The sequence below is a fragment of the Leclercia sp. Marseille-Q4284 genome (genome assembly GCF_916618945.1).
Classification (GTDB): Bacteria; Pseudomonadota; Gammaproteobacteria; order Enterobacterales; family Enterobacteriaceae; genus Enterobacter; species Enterobacter tamurae.
In genome coordinates this window covers 723784-743129 of the sequence record NZ_CAKAKG010000002.1, presented here as the reverse complement: position 1 = coordinate 743129, position 19346 = coordinate 723784, and the positions used below count along the sequence as shown (strand labels likewise).

17 protein-coding genes are annotated in these 19346 nt (G+C 57.5%); 7 read left to right on the top strand and 10 right to left on the bottom strand.

Annotated elements, in window-relative coordinates:
* Positions 1-7: 7 nt before the first annotated feature.
* From lldD to LG383_RS18190, 8 genes are all read right to left on the bottom strand, one after another.
* The gene (lldD, locus tag LG383_RS18225; RefSeq protein WP_166181162.1) at positions 8-1195 is read right to left on the bottom strand and encodes an FMN-dependent L-lactate dehydrogenase LldD; all 1188 of its coding nucleotides are present in this window, start codon (positions 1193-1195) and stop codon (positions 8-10) included.
* Positions 1192-1965 carry a transcriptional regulator LldR gene (gene lldR, locus LG383_RS18220; protein WP_106995465.1) on the bottom strand — a complete coding sequence of 258 codons (774 nt, stop codon included), beginning with the start codon at positions 1963-1965 and terminating at the stop codon, positions 1192-1194. Before lldR ends, lldD begins: the two co-directional genes overlap by 4 nt.
* Positions 1962-3617 carry an L-lactate permease gene (gene lldP, locus LG383_RS18215; RefSeq protein WP_166181166.1) on the bottom strand — a complete coding sequence of 552 codons (1656 nt, stop codon included), beginning with the start codon at positions 3615-3617 and terminating at the stop codon, positions 1962-1964. Before lldP ends, lldR begins: the two co-directional genes overlap by 4 nt.
* 274 nt (positions 3618-3891) lie before the next feature.
* On the bottom strand, positions 3892-4317 hold the full coding sequence (gene nudI / locus LG383_RS18210; protein WP_225759851.1) for a nucleoside triphosphatase NudI: 426 nt from the start codon (positions 4315-4317) through the stop codon (positions 3892-3894).
* 224 nt (positions 4318-4541) lie between these two features.
* Positions 4542-4904, bottom strand: coding sequence for a YibL family ribosome-associated protein (locus tag LG383_RS18205; RefSeq protein ID WP_106995468.1), 363 nt, complete (start codon positions 4902-4904; stop codon positions 4542-4544).
* A 59-nt stretch (positions 4905-4963) separates the two neighbouring features.
* Entirely contained in the window at positions 4964-5554 is a 591-nt protein-coding gene (gene mtlR, locus LG383_RS18200; RefSeq protein ID WP_106995469.1) for a mannitol operon repressor MtlR, read from the bottom strand.
* Complete coding sequence (mtlD, locus tag LG383_RS18195; protein WP_225759850.1) at positions 5551-6699, bottom strand: mannitol-1-phosphate 5-dehydrogenase; 1149 nt, start codon at positions 6697-6699, stop codon at positions 5551-5553. Before mtlD ends, mtlR begins: the two co-directional genes overlap by 4 nt.
* Before the next feature lie 108 nt (positions 6700-6807).
* Complete coding sequence (locus tag LG383_RS18190) at positions 6808-8721, bottom strand: PTS mannitol transporter subunit IICBA (RefSeq protein ID WP_106995471.1); 1914 nt, start codon at positions 8719-8721, stop codon at positions 6808-6810.
* Positions 8722-9381: 660 nt separating this feature from the next.
* On the opposite strand from LG383_RS18190, the gene LG383_RS18185 reads away from it, so the two are divergent.
* The 5 genes from LG383_RS18185 (at position 9382) to selB (ending at position 14920) form a co-directional block, all read left to right on the top strand.
* The gene (locus tag LG383_RS18185; protein ID WP_106995472.1) at positions 9382-9738 is read left to right on the top strand and encodes a DUF3302 domain-containing protein; all 357 of its coding nucleotides are present in this window, start codon (positions 9382-9384) and stop codon (positions 9736-9738) included.
* Positions 9739-9740: 2 nt separating this feature from the next.
* Positions 9741-10877 carry an HlyD family secretion protein gene (locus tag LG383_RS18180; protein ID WP_225759849.1) on the top strand — a complete coding sequence of 379 codons (1137 nt, stop codon included), beginning with the start codon at positions 9741-9743 and terminating at the stop codon, positions 10875-10877.
* A 93-nt stretch (positions 10878-10970) separates the two neighbouring features.
* Complete coding sequence (locus LG383_RS18175; RefSeq protein WP_225759848.1) at positions 10971-11579, top strand: glutathione S-transferase; 609 nt, start codon at positions 10971-10973, stop codon at positions 11577-11579.
* 102 nt (positions 11580-11681) lie between these two features.
* Positions 11682-13067, top strand: coding sequence for an L-seryl-tRNA(Sec) selenium transferase (gene selA, locus LG383_RS18170; RefSeq protein WP_225759847.1), 1386 nt, complete (start codon positions 11682-11684; stop codon positions 13065-13067).
* Positions 13064-14920, top strand: coding sequence for a selenocysteine-specific translation elongation factor (selB, locus tag LG383_RS18165; protein ID WP_225759846.1), 1857 nt, complete (start codon positions 13064-13066; stop codon positions 14918-14920). The genes selA and selB overlap by 4 nt, the downstream gene beginning before the upstream one ends.
* Here selB and LG383_RS18160 read toward each other — a convergent pair.
* Positions 14917-15804, bottom strand: coding sequence for an ROK family protein (locus LG383_RS18160; protein ID WP_225759845.1), 888 nt, complete (start codon positions 15802-15804; stop codon positions 14917-14919). The two genes, selB and LG383_RS18160, sit on opposite strands and share 4 nt — an antisense overlap.
* 166 nt (positions 15805-15970) lie before the next feature.
* On the opposite strand from LG383_RS18160, the gene aldB reads away from it, so the two are divergent.
* Positions 15971-17509: an aldehyde dehydrogenase AldB gene (gene aldB / locus LG383_RS18155; protein WP_106995478.1), complete on the top strand. Its 1539-nt coding sequence runs from the start codon at positions 15971-15973 to the stop codon at positions 17507-17509.
* On the opposite strand, the gene LG383_RS18150 is transcribed toward aldB, so the two are convergent.
* The gene (locus LG383_RS18150; RefSeq protein ID WP_225759844.1) at positions 17506-18468 is read right to left on the bottom strand and encodes a LysR family transcriptional regulator; all 963 of its coding nucleotides are present in this window, start codon (positions 18466-18468) and stop codon (positions 17506-17508) included. The two genes, aldB and LG383_RS18150, sit on opposite strands and share 4 nt — an antisense overlap.
* Before the next feature lie 119 nt (positions 18469-18587).
* On the opposite strand from LG383_RS18150, the gene LG383_RS18145 reads away from it, so the two are divergent.
* The gene (locus LG383_RS18145) at positions 18588-19328 is read left to right on the top strand and encodes a MipA/OmpV family protein (protein ID WP_225759843.1); all 741 of its coding nucleotides are present in this window, start codon (positions 18588-18590) and stop codon (positions 19326-19328) included.
* Positions 19329-19346 lie beyond the last annotated feature (18 nt).

Here is a 19346-nt window from a genome sequence, read left to right as displayed (position 1 = left end):
ATTTTCACTACGCCGCGTCCCCCTGTGCCAGCGGTGCCAGCCCGGCAGGGATCTTGCTCAGCTCCTGCACCAGCATCTCCTTGCTGATCTCGGGAATGGATTTCGCCCCGGTAAGCGTCATTGCCACCTTCATCTCTTTCTCGATCAGATTAAGCAGATTCGCCACCCCCGCCTGACCGTGGGTCGCCAGCGCATAGAGATAAGCCCGGCCCAGCAGGACGGTATCGGCGCCGAGGGCAATCATGCGCACCACGTCCAGACCGTTGCGGATCCCGGAGTCCGCCAGAATCGCGATATCGCCCTTCACCGCATCGGCAATGGCGGGCAGGGCGCGGGCTGAGGAGAGCACCCCGTCCAGCTGGCGGCCGCCGTGGTTCGACACCACGATGCCGTCGGCACCAAAGCGCACCGCGTCGCGGGCATCTTCAGGATCGAGGATCCCCTTGATCACCATCGGACCATCCCAGAACTCACGGATCCACTCCAGGTCTTTCCACGAGATCGACGGATCGAAGTTATTCGCCAGCCAGCCAATGTAATCTTCCAGCCCGGTCGGTTTACCCAGATAGGCAGAGATATTCCCCAGATCGTGCGGGCGGCCGTTGAGCCCGACATCCCACGCCCACTGCGGATGGGTCACTGCCTGCCAGTAACGGCGCATCGCCGCGTTCGCGCCGCTCATCCCGGAATGGGCATCGCGATAGCGTGCGCCGGGCGTCGGCATATCGACGGTAAACACCAGCGTGGAGCAGCCCGCCGCTTTGGCGCGCTCCAGGGCATTACGCATAAAGCCGCGATCGCGCAGGACGTACAGCTGGAACCACATCGGACGCTTGATGGTCGGGGCGACCTCTTCAATCGGGCAGACCGAGACGGTGGATAGGGTAAAGGGGATGCCTTTGGCATCGGCGGCCGCGGCGGCTTGCACTTCACCGCGACGGGCGTACATGCCGCACAGCCCGACGGGGGCGAGGGCTACCGGCATGGAGAGCGTTTCGTTGAAAAGCTTCGTCTCAAGGCTCAGGTCGGACATATTCTTCAGCACGCGCTGGCGCAGGGCCACCTGGGACAGATCTTCCACATTGCGGCGCAGGGTGTATTCCGAGTAAGCCCCGCCGTCAATGTAGTGAAACAGGAACGGGGGCAGGATGCGCTGCGCTGCGGCGCGATAGTCACTGGCTGCGGAAATGATCATGCTTTGTTCTCCCTGGAAATAGCGTTGTCGCCAGGCAGACGGGTAATACGCGCCTGTCGGGCCTGATCTTCATCGAATTGTTTGATGGTGGTATGCACGAAGCCCAGATGCGCCATCATCGCCTGACGGGCCGCTTCGGCATCCCCGGTAAGAATGGCGTTCAGCACCGCCTCGTGCTGCTCGGTCAGTTGCGCAAAGACCGGCGGCACCAGATACATACGCTGGCGACTCTGCTTGACGGAGGATTGCAGCAGATCGAAGAAGCCGCGCATGGTCTGGAGCAGAACAACGTTGTGAGAGGCTTCGGCAATCGCCAGATGAAAACGCACATCCGCCTGCGAGGCGATATCCGGATCGCTGCTTTGTGTTGCCTCGAAGCAGGCTTTGAGCTTCTCTTTGTCGGCTTCTGTCGCCCGCATGGCCGCATGCCAGGCGGTGCTGGCTTCGATGGCGTGACGGGCTTCGAGAATATCGAAGCTGTAGTCCGGGTCGTTGGCCATTAAGGTTTTCAGCGGCTGGACGATCGCCTGTTCTGACCACGCCTCCTGCTGCCAGCGCACAAAGGTCCCGCCGCCGCGACGGCTCAGCAAAACCCCGTCGCTGACCAGCGTCGCCAGGGCTTCGCGCAGCGAGTTGCGCGACACGCCAAGCTGGGCGGCAAGCTGGCGCTCGGCGGGCAACTTCATACCCGCCTCCAGCTGTTGTTCTTCAATCAGCGCCCGCACGCGAGAGGCGATCTCGTCGGACAGGCGTCTGGGCATCACTATCATGGGATCATCCAGGTTAAGACGTAAGCCTGCAGGGTGGTGATCACCCCCACCATGCAGGTGAATATCAGGCTGTGCTTCACGGTAAAGCGGAACAGATCCGACTCTTTGCCCACCAGGCCAACCGCCGCACAGGCAATGGCGATGGACTGCGGCGAGATCATCTTCCCGGTCACGCCGCCGGTGGTGTTAGCGGCGACCAGCAGCACGTCCGAGACGCCAATCTGCTGGGCGGCGGTCGCCTGCAGGGCGGCGAACAGGGCGTTCGATGAGGTATCCGACCCGGTCAGGAATACCCCCAGCCAGCCAAGGAACGGCGAGAAGAAGGTAAACGCGGAGCCGGTATGCGCCAGCGCCAGGGCCAGCGTCGATGACAGCCCGGAGTAGTTAGAGATAAAGGCGAAGGCCAGCACCATCCCGATGGAGTAAATCGGCAGCGCCAGCTCTTTCAGCGTACTGGCAAAGGTCTGTACCGCCGCCGCGGGTTTCATCCGCAGCCACACAATAGAAAGGATAGCGGCAAACAGGATGGCCGTGCCGGTGGCAGAGAACCAGTCGAATTTGTACACCGCAGCATACGGCGTGGCGTCGTGGACCACAGGCGGCATGCGGGCAACCATTTTATCGAGGAACGGCACGGAGATATTCACCACCATGTCGTACAGCGCGCCGTTCGGGGCAAACAGAGCTTTAAACGGCGGGATACTCCACAGGGTAACCGTGGCGGTCAGGAACAGGAACGGCGACCAGGCGCGGATAATTTGTCCCGGCGTGTAGCGGGTGCGGGCCAGGGTCATATCCACCTGTGACGCGCCCATATCGCCAAAGCGGAAGGTACGCACCGGCTGCCAGCGTTTCAGGAACAGGGTCAGACAGACCAGCGAGACCAGGGAGGAGATAATGTCCGGCAGTTCCGGACCGAGGAAGTTGGAGCTCAGATACTGGGCGATAGCAAAAGAGCCACCCGCCACCACTACCGCAGGCCAGGTCTCCTTCACGCCGCGCCAGCCATCCATAATCGCCATGATCCAGAACAGCACGATAATGGTCAGGAACGGCAGCTGACGGCCCACCATCTGGCCGATCTCGAAGCTGTCCAGCCCGGTCACCTGCCCGGCCACCAGAATCGGAATGCCCATTGCGCCAAAGGCCACCGGCGCGGTATTCACGATCAGACACAGGCCAGCGGCATACAGCGGGTTAAAGCCCAGCCCGACCAGCAGCGCGGCGGTAATCGCCACTGGCGCACCGAATCCGGCCGCCCCTTCCAGGAAGGCACCAAAACAGAAGCCGACGATCAGCATCTGCAGACGCTGGTCCGGCGTAATCGAAAGAATCGACGAGCGGATAATGTCGAATTGCCCGGTCTTTACCGAGATTTTATAGACAAAGACCGCGGCGATGATGATCCACGCAATCGGCCACAGACCATAGAAGAAGCCATACACCACCGAGGCCAGGGCGCGATCCACCGGCATTTTATAGAAGAACAGGGCTACCAGCAGGGCGATGGCGACGGTATAGGTCGCGGCGAGATAGCCCTTCAGCTTGAGTTTAATCAGCGCGAAGAAGAAGAACAGGATGGGAAGCGAGGCGATCAGACTCGACAGCCAGATATTTCCCGCCGGATCGTAGTTTTGTTGCCAGAGGCTCATTGCAGGTCTCCCGAGGACCACACAGCTGCAACGCGGTGAGTCTGTGCTCATCTCGGCGTCACATTGCGTGTAAAAGTGGTCCTGCCAATAGTGTGATGTAGGGTTAATGACAACAAATGGTTAACCAAATGTTATTGGTCGGCAATGTGTTTGTGAGCAAAGATTATGGAATTGTGAACCAAGAGAGGGTTGGTTGCGGAATTGGTTGGGCCAATTTTGCGGGGCTTTCAAAGAGTAGGCTCACCCCGCAATTATCAAACAAAGCGAAAAACCGTCAAATGAGTCCCTTTTGGGCGAACGTGATCAGAGTGGCCTCGTTGAGATCCATATCTTTAAGCTTTTCAGGGGCCACCCAGATAATTTCCTGAAATTCTTCATTGAAAGTGATATTCCGGTTTGCACTCACACAATCAAAGATAAGATAGATCATGTAAATTTCTTCGGTAGTACCATCCTGATAGGTTTTAATACGGGTATCATCACGAAATGCCCACGGCTGTATATCAGCGATAACAAGTTCTTCACCTAACTCTTCCTTGATTTCTCGCCTTAGCGCGGTTTCCATCGTCTCACCCGGTTCCATACCGCCGCCAGGCAGAGCCCACTGCCCCGGAAAAACGCCACGGTCCGATGCCATTTTACAAAGCAGATACTCGCCGTTGTTTTGGATAACAGGGCACACGATCATTCTCTGGCGCATTTTTTCTCCTTAAAAACATAGCGTTCTGAAGTATCAGATCAGAAAACATTCCAATATTATCAGCATGATGACAAACCCCCACCCGCTGGCGAAAATGCTCATGGAAGGGTTTTAATATTGTACGTCGAGGTTAAGTGGGGAAAAAAGGGAATACAGGGGATATAAAAAACCCAATGCATTCTCAATATGAATGCATTGGGTTACTAAAACAGAACGTGAACTTATCAGAACTCAGTCTTACTAAAACCCGTCATCTCTTTCAGGCCCATCTCACGGCCCAGCTCGGTCATCGGGTGGACAACCACCAGGCCGCGCACGCTTTTTTTCAGCTTGCCCATGTCGGCCTGCTCTTTTTTAGTGATCGCACGGCGGAACGGCAGGTTTGACAGCTTCTGCGCTTCTTTGCTCAGCTTCTGCTCTTTCACGCCGCGCAGACGCTCGATTTCGGTTTCCAGCGTCGCTTTCTCTTTTTCCAGCTCGGCGTATTTCTCGGCGGCCTCAACCAGCGAGAGGCTGGCCTGCTGGTGGCGGATCAGATCCAGGCGGTCGCTCAGGCGTTTAATTTCGTTCTTTTCGACTTCTTTCATCACAAATAGCTCTAAAAACAGGGGAGATTACAGGGAAGGATACACCAATGTGCGCAGGCTTACTTCTGAAACGCTTTTTTTAAGCTGATTCGGGAAATCAGCTCAGTCAGGGAGAGGACCATGGTGGAGCGGACAATCTGCTGGTAACGCTGCTTCTGCATCGCGTACAGCTCCGGGTCGCTGATATCAAAATGCGGCGACGGGGGCAGGGCGGTCACGCAGTGCAGCTCTCCAAGCGGGCCGAGGATCTCGTCGTCGGTGAACCCATACTCGTTGCCGTCGTGATTCAACTCTTCGCGCAGCGCCATCAGCAGCTCAGCATCTTCATACTCATGACGGCTGATAACGCCAAGGCCATAGATCAGTTTCAGACGCACGGATAAATCGCCCAAGGGGCCGTCGCCGTCGAGTAACGGTTCAACTGCGTATTTCACCGCGTAGTCGTCTTTGCGAAACACCTGAAGCACCAGGATATTCACCGCCTCGGTTAACAACTCGACGGCAGATATCAGGAAACTTCGAACGGTTTTGCCAGCATTCAGACGCTCCAGCACACGGTTTTCAAAGGCCTGGGTTTGTTCCATTATTGCCTGCATATCTGACAATCTATATTCCGGGCGCAGGATGACCTGCGCCAGTTCCTGCATCATTTGGTTGCGTTGTAGTTTTTTACCGCCTCCACCACCACGTCGCTGTTGGCATCCAGACCGGATACCTGCGCCAGCGCGGCTTGTGGACCTTGCTCGTCAATCAGCTGTGCCAGCTCCTGCGCCTGCGGATCTTCTTCGCTGCGATAGTGCATCGCGGCGGCAATGCCTTTGACCAGGCTGGTGTGCGGCAGACCATATTCCAGCGTACCGAGCAGCGGCTTGATCAGACGATCGCCCGCACTCAGCTTACGCAGCGGCTGACGACCCACGCGCTCAACGTCATCTTTCAGATACGGGTTTTCAAAACGACCGAGGATTTTCTGAATATATGCCGCATGCTTATCGGCATCAAAACCGTAGCGTTGAATCAGTACCGCGCCGCTCTCGTCCATTGCACCTTTTACCACGGCGCGAACGTTCTCATCGAGAATGGCGTCACGAATGGTCTGATGACTGGCTAATTTACCGAGGTAGGCGGTTATAGCATGCCCGGTGTTCAGCGTGAAGAGTTTACGTTCGACAAATGCCATCAGGTTATCAGTTAATTCCATCCCGGCGATCTCAGGCAGCGCGCCTTTGAACTGGGTTTTGTCGACGATCCATTCGCTGAAGGTCTCTACGGTCACTTCCAGCGGATCGTGGGTCGCGGAGGCCGACGGCGGAACGATGCGGTCCACGGCGGAATCGACAAAGCCTACGTGCTCTTCAACCCAGGCTTTATCTTCGTCAGCCACCGCGGCCATGACATGACCTTTCAGCTGGGTGGTGCCGCGCACCATATTCTCACAGGCGATAATGTTCAGCGGGGTGTCGTTACCCTGGGCCTTACGTTTTGCCAGCCCTTTGGCGACGGCCGGGGCGATGCGCTCCAGCACGACCGGGCCGACCGCGGTGGTGACCAGGTCAACGCTGGCGATCAGGTCAATAACCTCGTCGCCAATGCTGCTGACCGCGTTCACGCCGGTTACGGTTTCAACCTGCTCGTTTTCACCCACCACATGAACCTGATAGCTATGACGGGCATTCAGGGCATCCAGTACCGTCTGATTAACATCCGCGAATGTCAGCGTAATGCCCGCGTCTGCCAGCAGTTTGCCGATAAAACCACGACCGATATTACCTGCGCCGAAATGTAATGCTTTCATCGTATTAACCTTCATCAATGTTGTTACCCGAGAGGGCTGGGGTGAGGAACCACGCGAATTTCCCCTCACCCTAGCCCTCTCCCCGGTGGGGAGAGGGAAGGGAAAGACTTACTTGTTCAACAGCGCCAGGACTTCTTCGACGCTGGTGGTATTTGCCAGACGTTCGATAACGGTCTCATCGTCCAGAGCGTTAGTCAGGCTGGTAATCACCTGGATGTGCTCGTTGTTGCGAGCGGCGATACCAATCACCAGACGGGCGATGTCATCTTCTTCTTCACCGAAGCGCACGCCTGCCGGGTACTGACAGAACACCACGCCGGTTTTCAGAACGCGATCTTTCGCTTCTACCGTACCGTGCGGCACCGCAATGGATTCGCCCAGGTAGGTCGGGGTCAGTTTTTCACGTTCCAGCATTGCTTCAACATATTCCGGCTGCACGTAGCCGCCTTTCACCAGCTGCTCACCGGCAAAGCGAATCGCTTCTTCTTTATGGCTCGCGGTACGGCCAAGGAAGATGTTCTCCGCACCCAGACGGAACAGGTGGCTGTTGCTCTCGTCGAAGCTGTCCTGCAGGCTGGTACGTACTTTCACTTCGTTATCTTCGTGACGCTGTGCGGCTACCAGACGTTCGGTCAGGCTGGTGTACAGACCGCTGTCGAGGAAGTTGGTCAGCGAAATGTGCTGCGCCTGCGGAACCTGGCGCATCGCACGCTCGGTCAGGTCGCGGTGGGTGATGACCAGGTCAACATCCGGCGGCAGGCTGTTAATAGCGCTGTTGGTAACGGAGATCTGAGACAGACCGGCATCCGCTACTTTCTTACGCAGTACACCGGCACCCATGGCGCTGGAACCCATACCGGCGTCGCAGGCAACGATGATTTTACGCACGTGGCTCAGGTCGTTAGAGACATCACCTGCGGTCAGTGGCGTTGCAGCAACACCTTTAGACTGAGATTTCATGTCCTGCATACGACGGGTTGCCGCTTCGATATCGTCTTCTTCTTTCACTTTGCTGGTTTTCAGCAGGATAGCTGAGACCACGAAGGAGACCGCCATGGCCGCACAGATAGCAGCGATGTTAGCGAAGTAGGCACCTTTCGGTGTCATCGCCAGTACCGCCAGGATAGAGCCCGGGGAAGCAGGGGACACCAGACCGCCGCCCAGCACGCTCAGCGTGAACACGCCAGTCATACCGCCGAGGATAACGGCAAGGATCAGACGTGGGTTCATCAGCACGTACGGGAAGTAAATTTCGTGGATACCACCGAGGAAGTGGATGATAGCCGCACCGCCAGCAGACTGCTTAGCGCTACCGCGACCAAAGAACATATACGCCAGCAGCACGCCCATACCCGGACCCGGGTTCGCTTCAATCAGGAAGAAGATGGATTTGCCGAGGTCATGGGACTGCTGAATACCCAGCGGGGAGAAGATCCCGTGGTTGATGGCGTTGTTGAGGAACAGGATTTTTGCCGGTTCAACAAAGATGGACGCCAGCGGCAGCATGTCGTGGGCAACCATGAAGTTAACGCCCGCCGCCAGCAGTTTGGAGAGCACTTCAACTGCCGGGCCAATGCCGAGGAACGCCAGAATCGCCAGGATCATGCCGATGATGCCGGCAGAGAAGTTGTTCACCAGCATTTCGAAGCCGGATTTGATTTTACCATCAACCCAGACGTCGAACTTCTTAATCGCCCAGCCGCCCAGAGGACCGGCAATCATGGCGCCGAGGAACATTGGCATATCGGCACCGACGATCACGCCCATGGTGGTGATCGCACCCACCACGCCACCGCGGTCTCCGCCCACCAGACGACCACCGGTATAACCGATGAGCAGCGGCAGCAGATAGGTGATCATTGGGCCAACAAGTTTCGCCAGCGTTTCGTTAGGCAACCACCCTGTCGGAATAAATAACGCAGTGATGATACCCCACGCGATAAACGCGCCGATATTTGGCATCACCATGTTGCTGAGGAATCGACCAAAGCTTTGAACTTTGATCTTGAAATCGGATGACATAAAACACCCCTTCTTTTTGTTAACGCAGGCTTAGAGCCCGAGGTTTGTTGTTAATGCGGTGGCAGAGGTTGCCCAGCCCTGTTCTGATGAGGTGAAATTTGGCACTTAATAGTTTACCTGTCCAGACAGGGCAAAATAGTGTGATTTAGATCACGTAAATATAGGGGGTGTGATAATGATTGAGGTGATCTTCGTCACAAAAATGAAGTGTAAAAAAAATACAATGGCCGCAAAAGCGGCAGTTTGACGGCTAAAATGTGAAATAAATCACATTTCGTTGTCGTGAGTTTGTTTCCGGAGTGTGATCGATTCCACAAAATATTTTTATACGGATTTCTCTGGATGTGATCGACGGCAACATCTGTTTAACCCAGCAGCGCCAGGATGTAAGTAAGCAACACTTATCGTTAAAAAAATAGTACCAGAATATGGTATGGCGAAAAGCGCTAAGCTGGATTAAGCTCATACTGTAAACTTAAGTCTATTATTATTCAGGATATATTTTGTCACGCTTCTAAACTTGCATGGAGATATAAGAAAAAATCATACTCCCCGGCTCTGAAATAATAAGTACACATTCGTGTGCTTAACCAATAATTAATTTGGCTGCTTACCATTTAATTATTTTAATGAGTTTACGATTTATTTAGTGAGGCAAATATGTTTCTCAACTATTTTGCGCTGGGTGTGTTGATTTTTGTCTTCCTGGTTCTTTTTTATGGAATCATCGCTATCCATGACATTCCGTATAATATGGCCAAAAAGCGCAATCATCCCCATGCCGATGCGATCCATACCGCGGGATGGATTAGCCTGTTTACGCTGCATGCCATTTGGCCGTTTCTGTGGATTTGGGCCACCCTCTACCAGCCAGAGCGTGGCTGGGGGATGCAGAACCACATACAGCCGCCCGAACGCAGCCCCGACGTCGATGCGCTGGCAAAGCGCGTAGCCGAGCTGGAAAACAAACTGGCCGCAGTGCAACCCACTGCTGATAAGAACACGTCGGAGCGCTAATCATGGATCTGTTGATCATCCTGACCTATGTCGCGTTTGCATGGGCGATCTTTAAAATATTCCGTATTCCGGTAAACCAGTGGACGTTAGCCACCGCGACCTTAGGCGGCGTGTTTATTGTGGCCGGGCTTATTTTATTAATGAACTATAACCACCCGTATACGTTTACGGCGCAGAAAGCGGTTATTTCTATTCCTATTACTCCGCAGGTCACGGGGGTGGTGAGTGAAGTTACCGATAAAAATAACCAGCTTATTAAAAAGGGCGACGTGTTATTTAAAATCGATCCGAGCCGCTATCAGGCTCGCGTCGATCGTCTCCAGGCCGACCTGGTCACCGCGACGCACAATATCAAGGTACTGAAAGCACAGCTTGCGGAAGCCCAGTCGAATACCACCCGCGTCTCTGCCGAGCGCGATCGTCTGTTTAAAGACTATCAGCGCTATTTAAAAGGCAGCCAGGCGAAGGTCAATCCGTTCTCTGAAAGCGATATCGATAACGCGCGGCAAAACTACCTGGCGCAGGATGCCATGGTGAAAGGCTCAGTGGCGGAACAAACCCAGATCCAGAGCCAGTTAGACAGCATGTCTAACGGCGAGCAGTCGCAGATCGCCTCGCTGCGCGCCCAGTTAGCAGAAGCGCAATACAACCTGGATCAGACCATTATCCGTGCGCCAAGCAACGGCTATGTCACTCAGGTGCTGATTCGCCCGGGGACCTACGCGGCCTCTCTGCCGCTGCGCCCGGTAATGGTGTTTATCCCTGAGCAGAAACGGCAGATCGTGGCGCAGTTCCGTCAGAACTCGTTGCTGCGTCTGAAACCAGGCGATGAAGCGGAGGTGGTGTTCAATGCCCTGCCAGGGCAGGTCTTCTCCGGTAAGCTCACCAGCATTCTGCCGGTGGTGCCGGGCGGCTCCTACCAGGCACAGGGCGCGCTGCAGGCGCTGACGGTGGTGCCGGGTACGGATGGCGTACTTGGCACTATCGAGCTGGAGCCGAACGCCGACGTGGACGCGCTGCCTGACGGCATCTACGCCCAGGTCGCGGTTTACTCCGACCACTTCTCGCACGTCTCGGTGATGCGTAAAGTGCTGCTGCGTATGACCAGCTGGATGCACTACCTCTATCTCGACCATTAATCCTTTCACAGGCAGGTATGCGATACGCATAGCCTGCCTTTTTTCTTTGCCTGGGCCATACTTATCCTTTTGTTGGCGAATAAGGAGCAGGCAATGAAACTCATCGGCAGCTATACCAGTCCCTTCGTGCGTAAAATCTCCATTCTCCTGCTGGAGAAAGGCATCACCTTCGAATTTGTAAACGAGCAACCCTATCAGGCCGATAACGGTGTCGCGCACTACAATCCGCTGGGGAAAGTCCCGGCGCTGGTGACCGATGATGGGGAGCACTGGTTCGATTCGCCGATTATTGCCAGCTATATCGAGCTGCTGGATATTGCCCCGGCGATGATCCCCCGCGACCCCAAAGCTGCGCTGGCTATCCGACAAATTGAGGCGCTGGCGGATGGGATCATGGATGCGGCTCTGGCCTCGGTGCGTGAGCAGGCGCGTCCGGCGGCACAGCAGTCGGAGACCGAGCTGCTGCGTCAGCGCGAGAAAATCCTCCGCAGCCTTGATCAATGTGAACAGCTGATCCGCGACGGGAAAATCGCTACCGACAGCGTCAACCTGGCGACCATCGCCATTGCCTGCGCCATCGGCTACCTGAATTTCCGTCGCGTCTCGCCGGGCTGGTGCGTGGATCGCCCCCTGCTGGTTAAACTGGCAGAAACCCTGTTCCAGCGCGAAAGCTTCGCCCGCACCGAACCGCCAAAGGCTTGATGTCGTCGATAACACTTCCTTGCCGGACGCGGTACAATCGCCCTGACATTGACTCCCTCTCCCGTCGGGAGGGGGGAAGATACCCAACCGTCAGGCGCTTCCATGACTACTCAGCACGCACTCTATAGCCAACTTCCCGCGACCGATCGTCTGCTTCGCGACGCCCGTCTTTCCGCCGTTATTGCCCGTTTTGGTCACAGCCGAACGGTCGAGACCTTACGCCTGTTGCAGGACGAAGCCCGCGCCGGGATCCGCGCCGACAATCGCCTGCCAGCGTGGTGTGACGATTGGGCTCAGGAGACCGAAAAACGGCTGGCGACGGAAGACGCGCCGGGCCTGCGGCCGGTCATCAACCTGACGGGAACGGTGCTGCACACCAATCTGGGGCGCGCGCTGCTGGCTCAGGAGGCGGTGGCTGCGGTAACCCAGGCGATGCAGACGCCGGTTACCCTGGAGTACGATCTTGACGGCGCCGGGCGCGGCCATCGCGATCGGCCGCTGGCGGCGCTGCTGTGCCAGCTCACCGGGGCGGAAGATGCCTGCATTGTGAATAACAACGCTGCGGCGGTGCTGCTGATGCTGGCCGCAACCGCCAGCGGGAAAGAGGTGGTGGTCTCCCGCGGCGAGCTGGTGGAGATCGGCGGGGCGTTTCGCATCCCGGACGTGATGACCCAGGCCGGGTGCCAGCTGCGGGAAGTGGGCACCACCAACCGCACCCACGAGCGGGACTACGCCGCGGCCATCAATGACAATACCGCCCTGCTGATGAAGGTGCATACCAGCAATTACCATATTGAAGGCTTCACCCATGCCGTTGACGAGGCGGATCTGGTGCGCATCGGCCAGGAGAGAGACGTGCCTGTGGTGGTCGATCTCGGCAGCGGTTCGCTGGTGGATCTCAGCCGCTATGGCCTGCCGAAAGAGCCGATGCCGCAGGCGTTAATTGCCGCTGGCGTCAGCCTGGTGAGCTTCTCGGGTGACAAGCTGCTGGGCGGCCCGCAGGCGGGGATCATCGTCGGCAAGCGCGACCTGATCGCCAGATTGCAACAGCACCCACTGAAACGCGCCCTGCGCGCGGATAAAATGACCCTCGCCGCGCTGGAGGCCACCTTACGCCTCTATCTCCATCCGGAGACGCTGGCCGAACGCCTGCCGACGTTGCGCCTGTTGAGCCGCGACGCCGCCGCGATCCAGCGTCAGGGGGAGCGGCTGCAGGCCCTGGTCGCGCCGCACTATCCTGATTTTGAGGTTCGCGTGGAAGCGTGCCTGTCACAGCCGGGCAGCGGATCGCTGCCGGTGGATCGCCTGCCGGGCGCGGCCCTGACCTTTACCCCGCGCGACGGCCGCGGTGCGCAGCTGGAGGCGCTGGCGTTACGCTGGCGATCCCTGCCGGTGCCGGTGCTTGGCCGGATAAAGGACGGGCGTCTGTGGCTGGATTTACGCTGTCTGGAAGATGAAGCACAGTTTCTGGAGATGTTGTTGAGATGATTATTGCCACTGCCGGTCATGTTGACCACGGCAAAACCACCCTGCTGCAGGCGATCACCGGCGTCAACGCCGACCGCCTGCCGGAAGAGAAAAAGCGCGGCATGACCATCGATCTGGGTTATGCCTACTGGCCCCAGCCGGATGGCCGGGTGCTGGGATTTATCGACGTGCCGGGGCACGAAAAGTTTTTGTCCAACATGCTGGCCGGGGTCGGCGGGATCGACCACGCCCTGCTGGTGGTGGCCTGCGATGACGGAGTGATGGCGCAGACGCGCGAGCACCTGCAGATCCTCCAGCTGACCGGCAACCCGCAGCTGACGGTGGCCCTGACCAAAGCCGATCGCGTCGACGACGCCCGGGTAGAGGCGGTGCGCGACGAGGTGCTCGCCACCCTGGGGGAGTATGGCTTTGCCGACGCGACGCTGTTTGTCACCGTCGCCACCGAGGGGCGGGGCATTAATGCCCTGCGCGATCACCTGCAACAGCTCCCGGCCCGCGCCCATGCGGATCATCACCGCTTCCGTCTGGCCATCGACCGCGCCTTTACCGTGAAAGGGGCCGGTCTGGTGGTCACCGGCACGGCGCTGTCGGGCGAAGTGCGGGTGGGGGATAGCCTGTGGCTGACCGGGGTCAATAAGCCGGTGCGCATTCGTGGGCTGCACGCGCAAAACCAACCTGCTGAGCAGGCTCACGCCGGACAGCGCATTGCCCTGAATCTGGTGGGCGACGCGGAAAAAGCGGCGCTGAACCGCGGCGACTGGCTACTGGCCGACGCCCCGCCGGAGCCCACCACGCGGGCGATCGTCACGCTGCAAGGCGACGTGCCGCTGGCGCAGTGGCAGCCGCTGCATATTCACCATGCCGCCAGCCACGTCACTGGCCGCGTCTCGCTGCTGGAGGGGGCGCTGGCGGAGCTGGTCTTTGATGCCCCGTTATGGCTGGCCGACAACGATCGGCTGGTGCTGCGCGATATCTCAGCCCGCGTCACCCTGGCCGGGGCGCGGGTGGTTACCCTTAACCCGCCGCGTCGCGGGAAGCGCAAGCCGGAGTACCTGCAGTGGCTGGCCACGCTGGCACCGGCGACGGATGACCATGCTGCATTGCTGGTACATCTCGAACGCGGGGCGGTAAATCTGGAGGCGTTCGGCTGGGCACGCCAGCTCAGCGGGGAAGGGCTGCGTCAGCTGACCCAACAGCCGGGGTTTATCCAGGCCGGTTCCGGTCTGTTAAATACCGCTGTCGCGGCGCGCTGGCAGCGTAAAATTCTGGAGGTGTTGGCGACCTATCATCAGCAGCATCAGGATGAACCTGGCCCCGGGCGGGAACGCCTGCGGCGCATGGCCCTGCCGATGGAAGACGAGGCCCTGGTTCTGCTGCTGATCGAGCGGATGCGCGAGAGCGGGGAGCTGCACAGCTATCACGGCTGGCTGCACCTGCCGGATCACAAGGCGGGCTTTACCCCGGCGCAGCAGGCTGTGTGGGAAAAAGCTACCCTGCTGTTTGGCGACGAACCCTGGTGGGTGCGCGACCTGGCCCGTGAAACCGCCACCGACGAGCAGACCATGCGTCAGGTGCTGAAGCATGCGGCGCAGCAGGGGTTGATTACCGCGATCGTCAAAGATCGTTATTACCGCCACGATCGGATTGTCACCTTTGCCAACCTGATCCGCGAGCTGGACCAGGCGCGCGGCTCCACCTGCGCGGCGGATTTCCGCGACCGGTTGAACGTCGGACGTAAGCTGGCGATCCAGATCCTCGAGTACTTCAACCGCATTGGCTTTACCCGCCGCCGCGGTAACGATCATCTCCTGCGGGATGCGTTGCTCTTTGCCGACGAGAGGCAGCAGGGTTAATCCTTTTTGCTGGCGAACTTCTGTTTCGCCAGCCATACGGCACCCAGCCTGCCCGCCTGGTTCCCCAGCTGGCAGGGCAGGATCGGCACCTGCAGCGAGTCCCACTCTTCAAAGGTTTGCAGGTGTTTGTCGAGCAGCGTATAGATTTTCTCCTGCTCGCTGATGCCGCCGCCAATCAGTACGACCTGCGGGTCGAACATCGAGATCACGCTGTAGACGCCGCGGGCGAGGAACAGGGCCCACTCCTCTACGGCTTCGCGCAGGTGCAGATCGTTCTCCATCCGCTCGAACAGCTCTTCCCCTTTCGGCATATCGTCCCCGGAGACTCCCAGCGCCCGGCGGCAGGTCTCCATCAGCCCTTTGGCAGAGGCCACCTCATGCATCCCTTCGCCTTTTTTGCCGACCGGGATAACCCCGAACTCTCCGGCGCGGTAGTGTGAGCCGCGATAGAGATCGCCCCCGAGCACAATCCCGCCGCCAATCCCGGTGCCGAGCGTCATGCAGACAAAATTCTCATACTCGCGCCCTGCGCCACACCAGCGTTCGCCGAGGGCGGCACAGCTGGCGTCATTGTCGGCCACCAGCGGCAGGTCGGTCAGCTCTGCGAAGAGTTCGTACAGGTTGACGTTATCCAGGTACTCCAGCGCGCCAGCCTTCGCCGCTTCGCCGGTATGGGTGTTAATGTGGCCGGGGATGCTCACCCCGATCGCCGTAATCTCGTGCTCTTTCTCATAGGCCTCGACCACCTCGCGCCACTTCTGCTTAAAGCTCTCTTCATCCTCCGGCGTATCAAACTGATCGGTGGTGAGTTCGTTGCCGTCCTCGTCGATCACGCCGTGTTTAATGTGGGTTCCGCCCACGTCGAAGCCGATAAAAAGCCGCATTTATCCTTCCTTCTGCCAGAGTTGTGCGTCTTAAGTATGGCTCAGGGCAGGAAACCAAACGTAAAGTAAGGTAATGCGTGAAGGGGCTCGCAAAGCAGGCGACAACTGGCGATATTTTCACCGCCGGGGTCTACCTTTGAAGGACACTTCACGCAAGGAGACAGTCATGACGAATAACCCTCCCTCAGCACGTATCCTGCCCGGCGAATATGGTTTCCCCCTCCAACTGAAAGCCCGTTATGACAACTTTATCGGCGGCGACTGGGTTCCTCCGGCCGACGGCGAGTATTACCAGAACCTCACGCCGGTAACCGGCCAGCCGCTGTGCGAAATCGCCAGCTCCGGGAAGCGCGATATCGATCTGGCGCTGGATGCGGCCCACAAGATAAAAGAGAAATGGGCCCACACTTCGGTGCAGGATCGTGCCGCGATCCTGTTCAAAATTGCCGATCGTATGGAGCAGAACCTGGAGCTACTGGCTACGGCTGAGACCTGGGACAACGGGAAACCGATCCGCGAAACCATGGCCGCCGACGTGCCGCTGGCAATCGACCACTTCCGCTATTTCGCCTCCTGTATTCGCGCCCAGGAGGGCGGGATTAGCGAGGTGGACAAGGATACCGTTGCCTATCACTTCCATGAGCCGCTGGGCGTGGTCGGGCAGATCATCCCGTGGAACTTCCCCCTGCTGATGGCCGCCTGGAAAATGGCGCCTGCGCTGGCAGCCGGGAACTGCGTGGTGCTAAAGCCAGCGCGCTTAACGCCGCTGTCGATCCTGCTGCTGATGGAAGTGGTAGGCGACCTGCTCCCGCCGGGGGTAGTAAACGTGGTCAACGGCGCCGGAGGGGAAATCGGGGAATATCTGGCGACCTCCAAACGGATCGCCAAAGTGGCCTTTACCGGCTCCACCGAAGTGGGCCAGCAGATCATGCAGTACGCCACCCAGAACATCATTCCGGTGACGCTGGAGCTCGGCGGCAAATCCCCGAACATCTTCTTCGCCGACGTCATGGATGAAGAGGATGCCTTCTTTGATAAGGCCCTGGAAGGGTTCGCTCTCTTTGCCTTCAACCAGGGCGAAGTCTGCACCTGTCCAAGCCGGGCGCTGGTACAGGAGTCGATCTACGAGCGCTTTATGGAGCGCGCCATTCGTCGCGTGGAGTCGATCCGCAGCGGCAACCCGCTGGACAGCGTCACCCAGATGGGGGCGCAGGTGTCCCACGGGCAGCTGGAGACCATCCTCAACTATATCGATATCGGTAAAAATGAGGGGGCCGAGATCTTAACCGGCGGTCGGCGTAAGCAGCTGGATGGCGAGCTGAAAGAGGGGTATTACCTCGAGCCGACCATTCTGTCCGGCAAAAACAACATGCGCGTCTTCCAGGAGGAGATCTTTGGCCCGGTGCTGGCGGTGACCACCTTCAAAACCATGGCGGAGGCGCTGGAGCTGGCCAACGATACGCAGTATGGCCTGGGGGCAGGGGTCTGGAGCCGTAACGGCAATCTTGCTTATCAGATGGGGCGTGGGATCCAGGCCGGACGCGTCTGGACCAACTGCTATCATGCTTACCCGGCCCATGCTGCGTTTGGCGGCTACAAACAGTCGGGTATTGGCCGTGAAACCCACAAGATGATGCTGGAACATTACCAGCAGACCAAATGCCTGCTGGTGAGCTACTCCGATAAACCGTTGGGCCTGTTCTAACTTCTGAGAGCAGGCCGCCCCAGGGGGGTCTGCTCAATCTGTTTACGCAGGGTATTCAGCACCCCATCCAGGACAAACTGCACCCGCCACGGCTGATAGTCACGTTTGCGGAAGATGGCCACCAGATCCAGCCACCACTCCTCCTGATGGGTGAAGCAGGGCACCATTGAGCCCTGTTCTATCTCCCGGAGCAGACTCTCTTTTGGCGCAAAGACGATGCCCAGATGATTGCGGGCCAGCTCCAGCGCCGTCTGGGTGTTGTCGCAAATATAGTTACCCGAGACTTTATAATCGAGCACCTGCTCGCTATTATTCGCGCGAAAACGCCAGATGTTAGCATCGTCGATTATCATTGAGTCGATAAGAATGCAGGAGTGATTAATAAGATCGTCGGGTTTGTTGATGGGGTGTTTTTTTATATATTCCGGCGTGGCGAAAGCCGTAACAGAATATTTAGTTAAGGTGCTGGCGACCAGACTTTCATCTTTTGGTTGGGCATAGGTAATTAAAATATCGCAGTCATCGGGAAAGGTAACCCCTTCAAAAAACTCATTCCGGTCCAGGTTGTAGGTTTTCAGGCTAATACGGATATCGCCAATATTTTCGATCTCATGAATGACGTGGCGAGCCAGGTAGGTGACGATCCCTGAGGGGGCATAAAGGGTGACTTTACCGCATTTTTCGTGTTTGTAATCAGCAATAAAATTAATGAGTTGCTCGTTTTTTTCCAGCGATGCATCGATAAACGGCAGCAGCGATTCACCAAACTGGGTCAGCGCCAGATGGCGGGTGGTGCGTTCAAACACCTTCAGCCCGACGCGCGTCTCGAAATCAGCGAGATATTTACTGACATTGGCCTGGGCCATCCCCAGCAATGCCGCTGCATCACCAATGCTGTGCGTCGCGGCAATGACGGAAACAATCTTTAATTCTCGCGGTTTGATTTGCAACTTGTTCATTGCCTGACATCCATCTATATGAATTTATATATAATATTATACAAATAACCACATTGCATCGCGATTTTTGTAACCATTATTATGCGCGGCGTCGTATGACATTTAATGGATTACAAACAATGACGTTTAAAAAGAATTTACTTATTGCGGTCGCTTTATTTACGGCGACATCCGCAATGGCCGATGATTTTTCAGTTGGCGCTGGCGCAGTGTTTAATGAATCACCCTATAAAGGCTATAACGACAACGTCTCCGCTGTCCCGTTAATGAGCTACGAAGGCGAGCACTTCTACGTGCGTCAGACCACCGGCGGCTGGATTGTCTGGAAAGATGGCAAAAACGAGCTCAGCCTGACTGCCTCGTGGATGCCGCTGCACTTCGACCCGGACGATAACGACGATCGTGCCATGAGCCAGCTGGATGAGCGTAAAGCCTCCGCGATGCTGGGCGGGGCCTACTATCGTCACGAAAGCTGGGGGAGCCTGAAAGTTGCGCTGGCGGCGGATGCGATGGACGAGAGCGGCGGCGTGATGGGCGAGCTGTCCTACTTCCGTCCGATCCGCATGGAGCGCCTGACCCTGACGCCGTCGGTGGGCGTATTCTTCCATGACGAAAGCTTCAACGATTATTACTACGGTGTGTCTGAGAAAGAGTCCCGTCGCAGCGGCCTGCAGCAGTATACCGCTGGCGAAACCGTGACCCCCTATATTGGCCTGGCGGCGAAGTATCAGCTGACGCAGAACCTCTATCTGAACGCCAGCGCAATCTATACCGTGCTGCCTGACGAGGTGAAAAACAGCCCGATGATCGACCGTGACGACAGCTTCGCGCTGATGACCGGGCTTTCCTGGACGTTTTAAGAGTCCAAAAAGCTGCCC

Bases quoted from the DNA above. Each gene is read 5' to 3' on its own strand.
- LG383_RS18160 (WP_225759845.1), bottom strand. From the start codon at position 15,804: ATGCGGCTTTTTATCGGCTTCGACGTGGGCGGAACCCACATTAAACAC.
- selA (WP_225759847.1), top strand. From the start codon at position 11,682: ATGACTACTCAGCACGCACTCTATAGCCAACTTCCCGCGACCGATCGT.
- nudI (WP_225759851.1), bottom strand. From the start codon at position 4,317: ATGCGCCAGAGAATGATCGTGTGCCCTGTTATCCAAAACAACGGCGAG.
- LG383_RS18205 (WP_106995468.1), bottom strand. From the start codon at position 4,904: ATGAAAGAAGTCGAAAAGAACGAAATTAAACGCCTGAGCGACCGCCTG.
- LG383_RS18185 (WP_106995472.1), top strand. From the start codon at position 9,382: ATGTTTCTCAACTATTTTGCGCTGGGTGTGTTGATTTTTGTCTTCCTG.
- lldP (WP_166181166.1), bottom strand. From the start codon at position 3,617: ATGAGCCTCTGGCAACAAAACTACGATCCGGCGGGAAATATCTGGCTG.
- LG383_RS18150 (WP_225759844.1), bottom strand. From the start codon at position 18,468: ATGAACAAGTTGCAAATCAAACCGCGAGAATTAAAGATTGTTTCCGTC.
- lldR (WP_106995465.1), bottom strand. From the start codon at position 1,965: ATGATAGTGATGCCCAGACGCCTGTCCGACGAGATCGCCTCTCGCGTG.
- lldD (WP_166181162.1), bottom strand. From the start codon at position 1,195: ATGATCATTTCCGCAGCCAGTGACTATCGCGCCGCAGCGCAGCGCATC.
- aldB (WP_106995478.1), top strand. From the start codon at position 15,971: ATGACGAATAACCCTCCCTCAGCACGTATCCTGCCCGGCGAATATGGT.
- LG383_RS18190 (WP_106995471.1), bottom strand. From the start codon at position 8,721: ATGTCATCCGATTTCAAGATCAAAGTTCAAAGCTTTGGTCGATTCCTC.
- LG383_RS18145 (WP_225759843.1), top strand. From the start codon at position 18,588: ATGACGTTTAAAAAGAATTTACTTATTGCGGTCGCTTTATTTACGGCG.
- mtlR (WP_106995469.1), bottom strand. From the start codon at position 5,554: ATGATGCAGGAACTGGCGCAGGTCATCCTGCGCCCGGAATATAGATTG.
- selB (WP_225759846.1), top strand. From the start codon at position 13,064: ATGATTATTGCCACTGCCGGTCATGTTGACCACGGCAAAACCACCCTG.
- LG383_RS18180 (WP_225759849.1), top strand. From the start codon at position 9,741: ATGGATCTGTTGATCATCCTGACCTATGTCGCGTTTGCATGGGCGATC.
- mtlD (WP_225759850.1), bottom strand. From the start codon at position 6,699: ATGAAAGCATTACATTTCGGCGCAGGTAATATCGGTCGTGGTTTTATC.
- LG383_RS18175 (WP_225759848.1), top strand. From the start codon at position 10,971: ATGAAACTCATCGGCAGCTATACCAGTCCCTTCGTGCGTAAAATCTCC.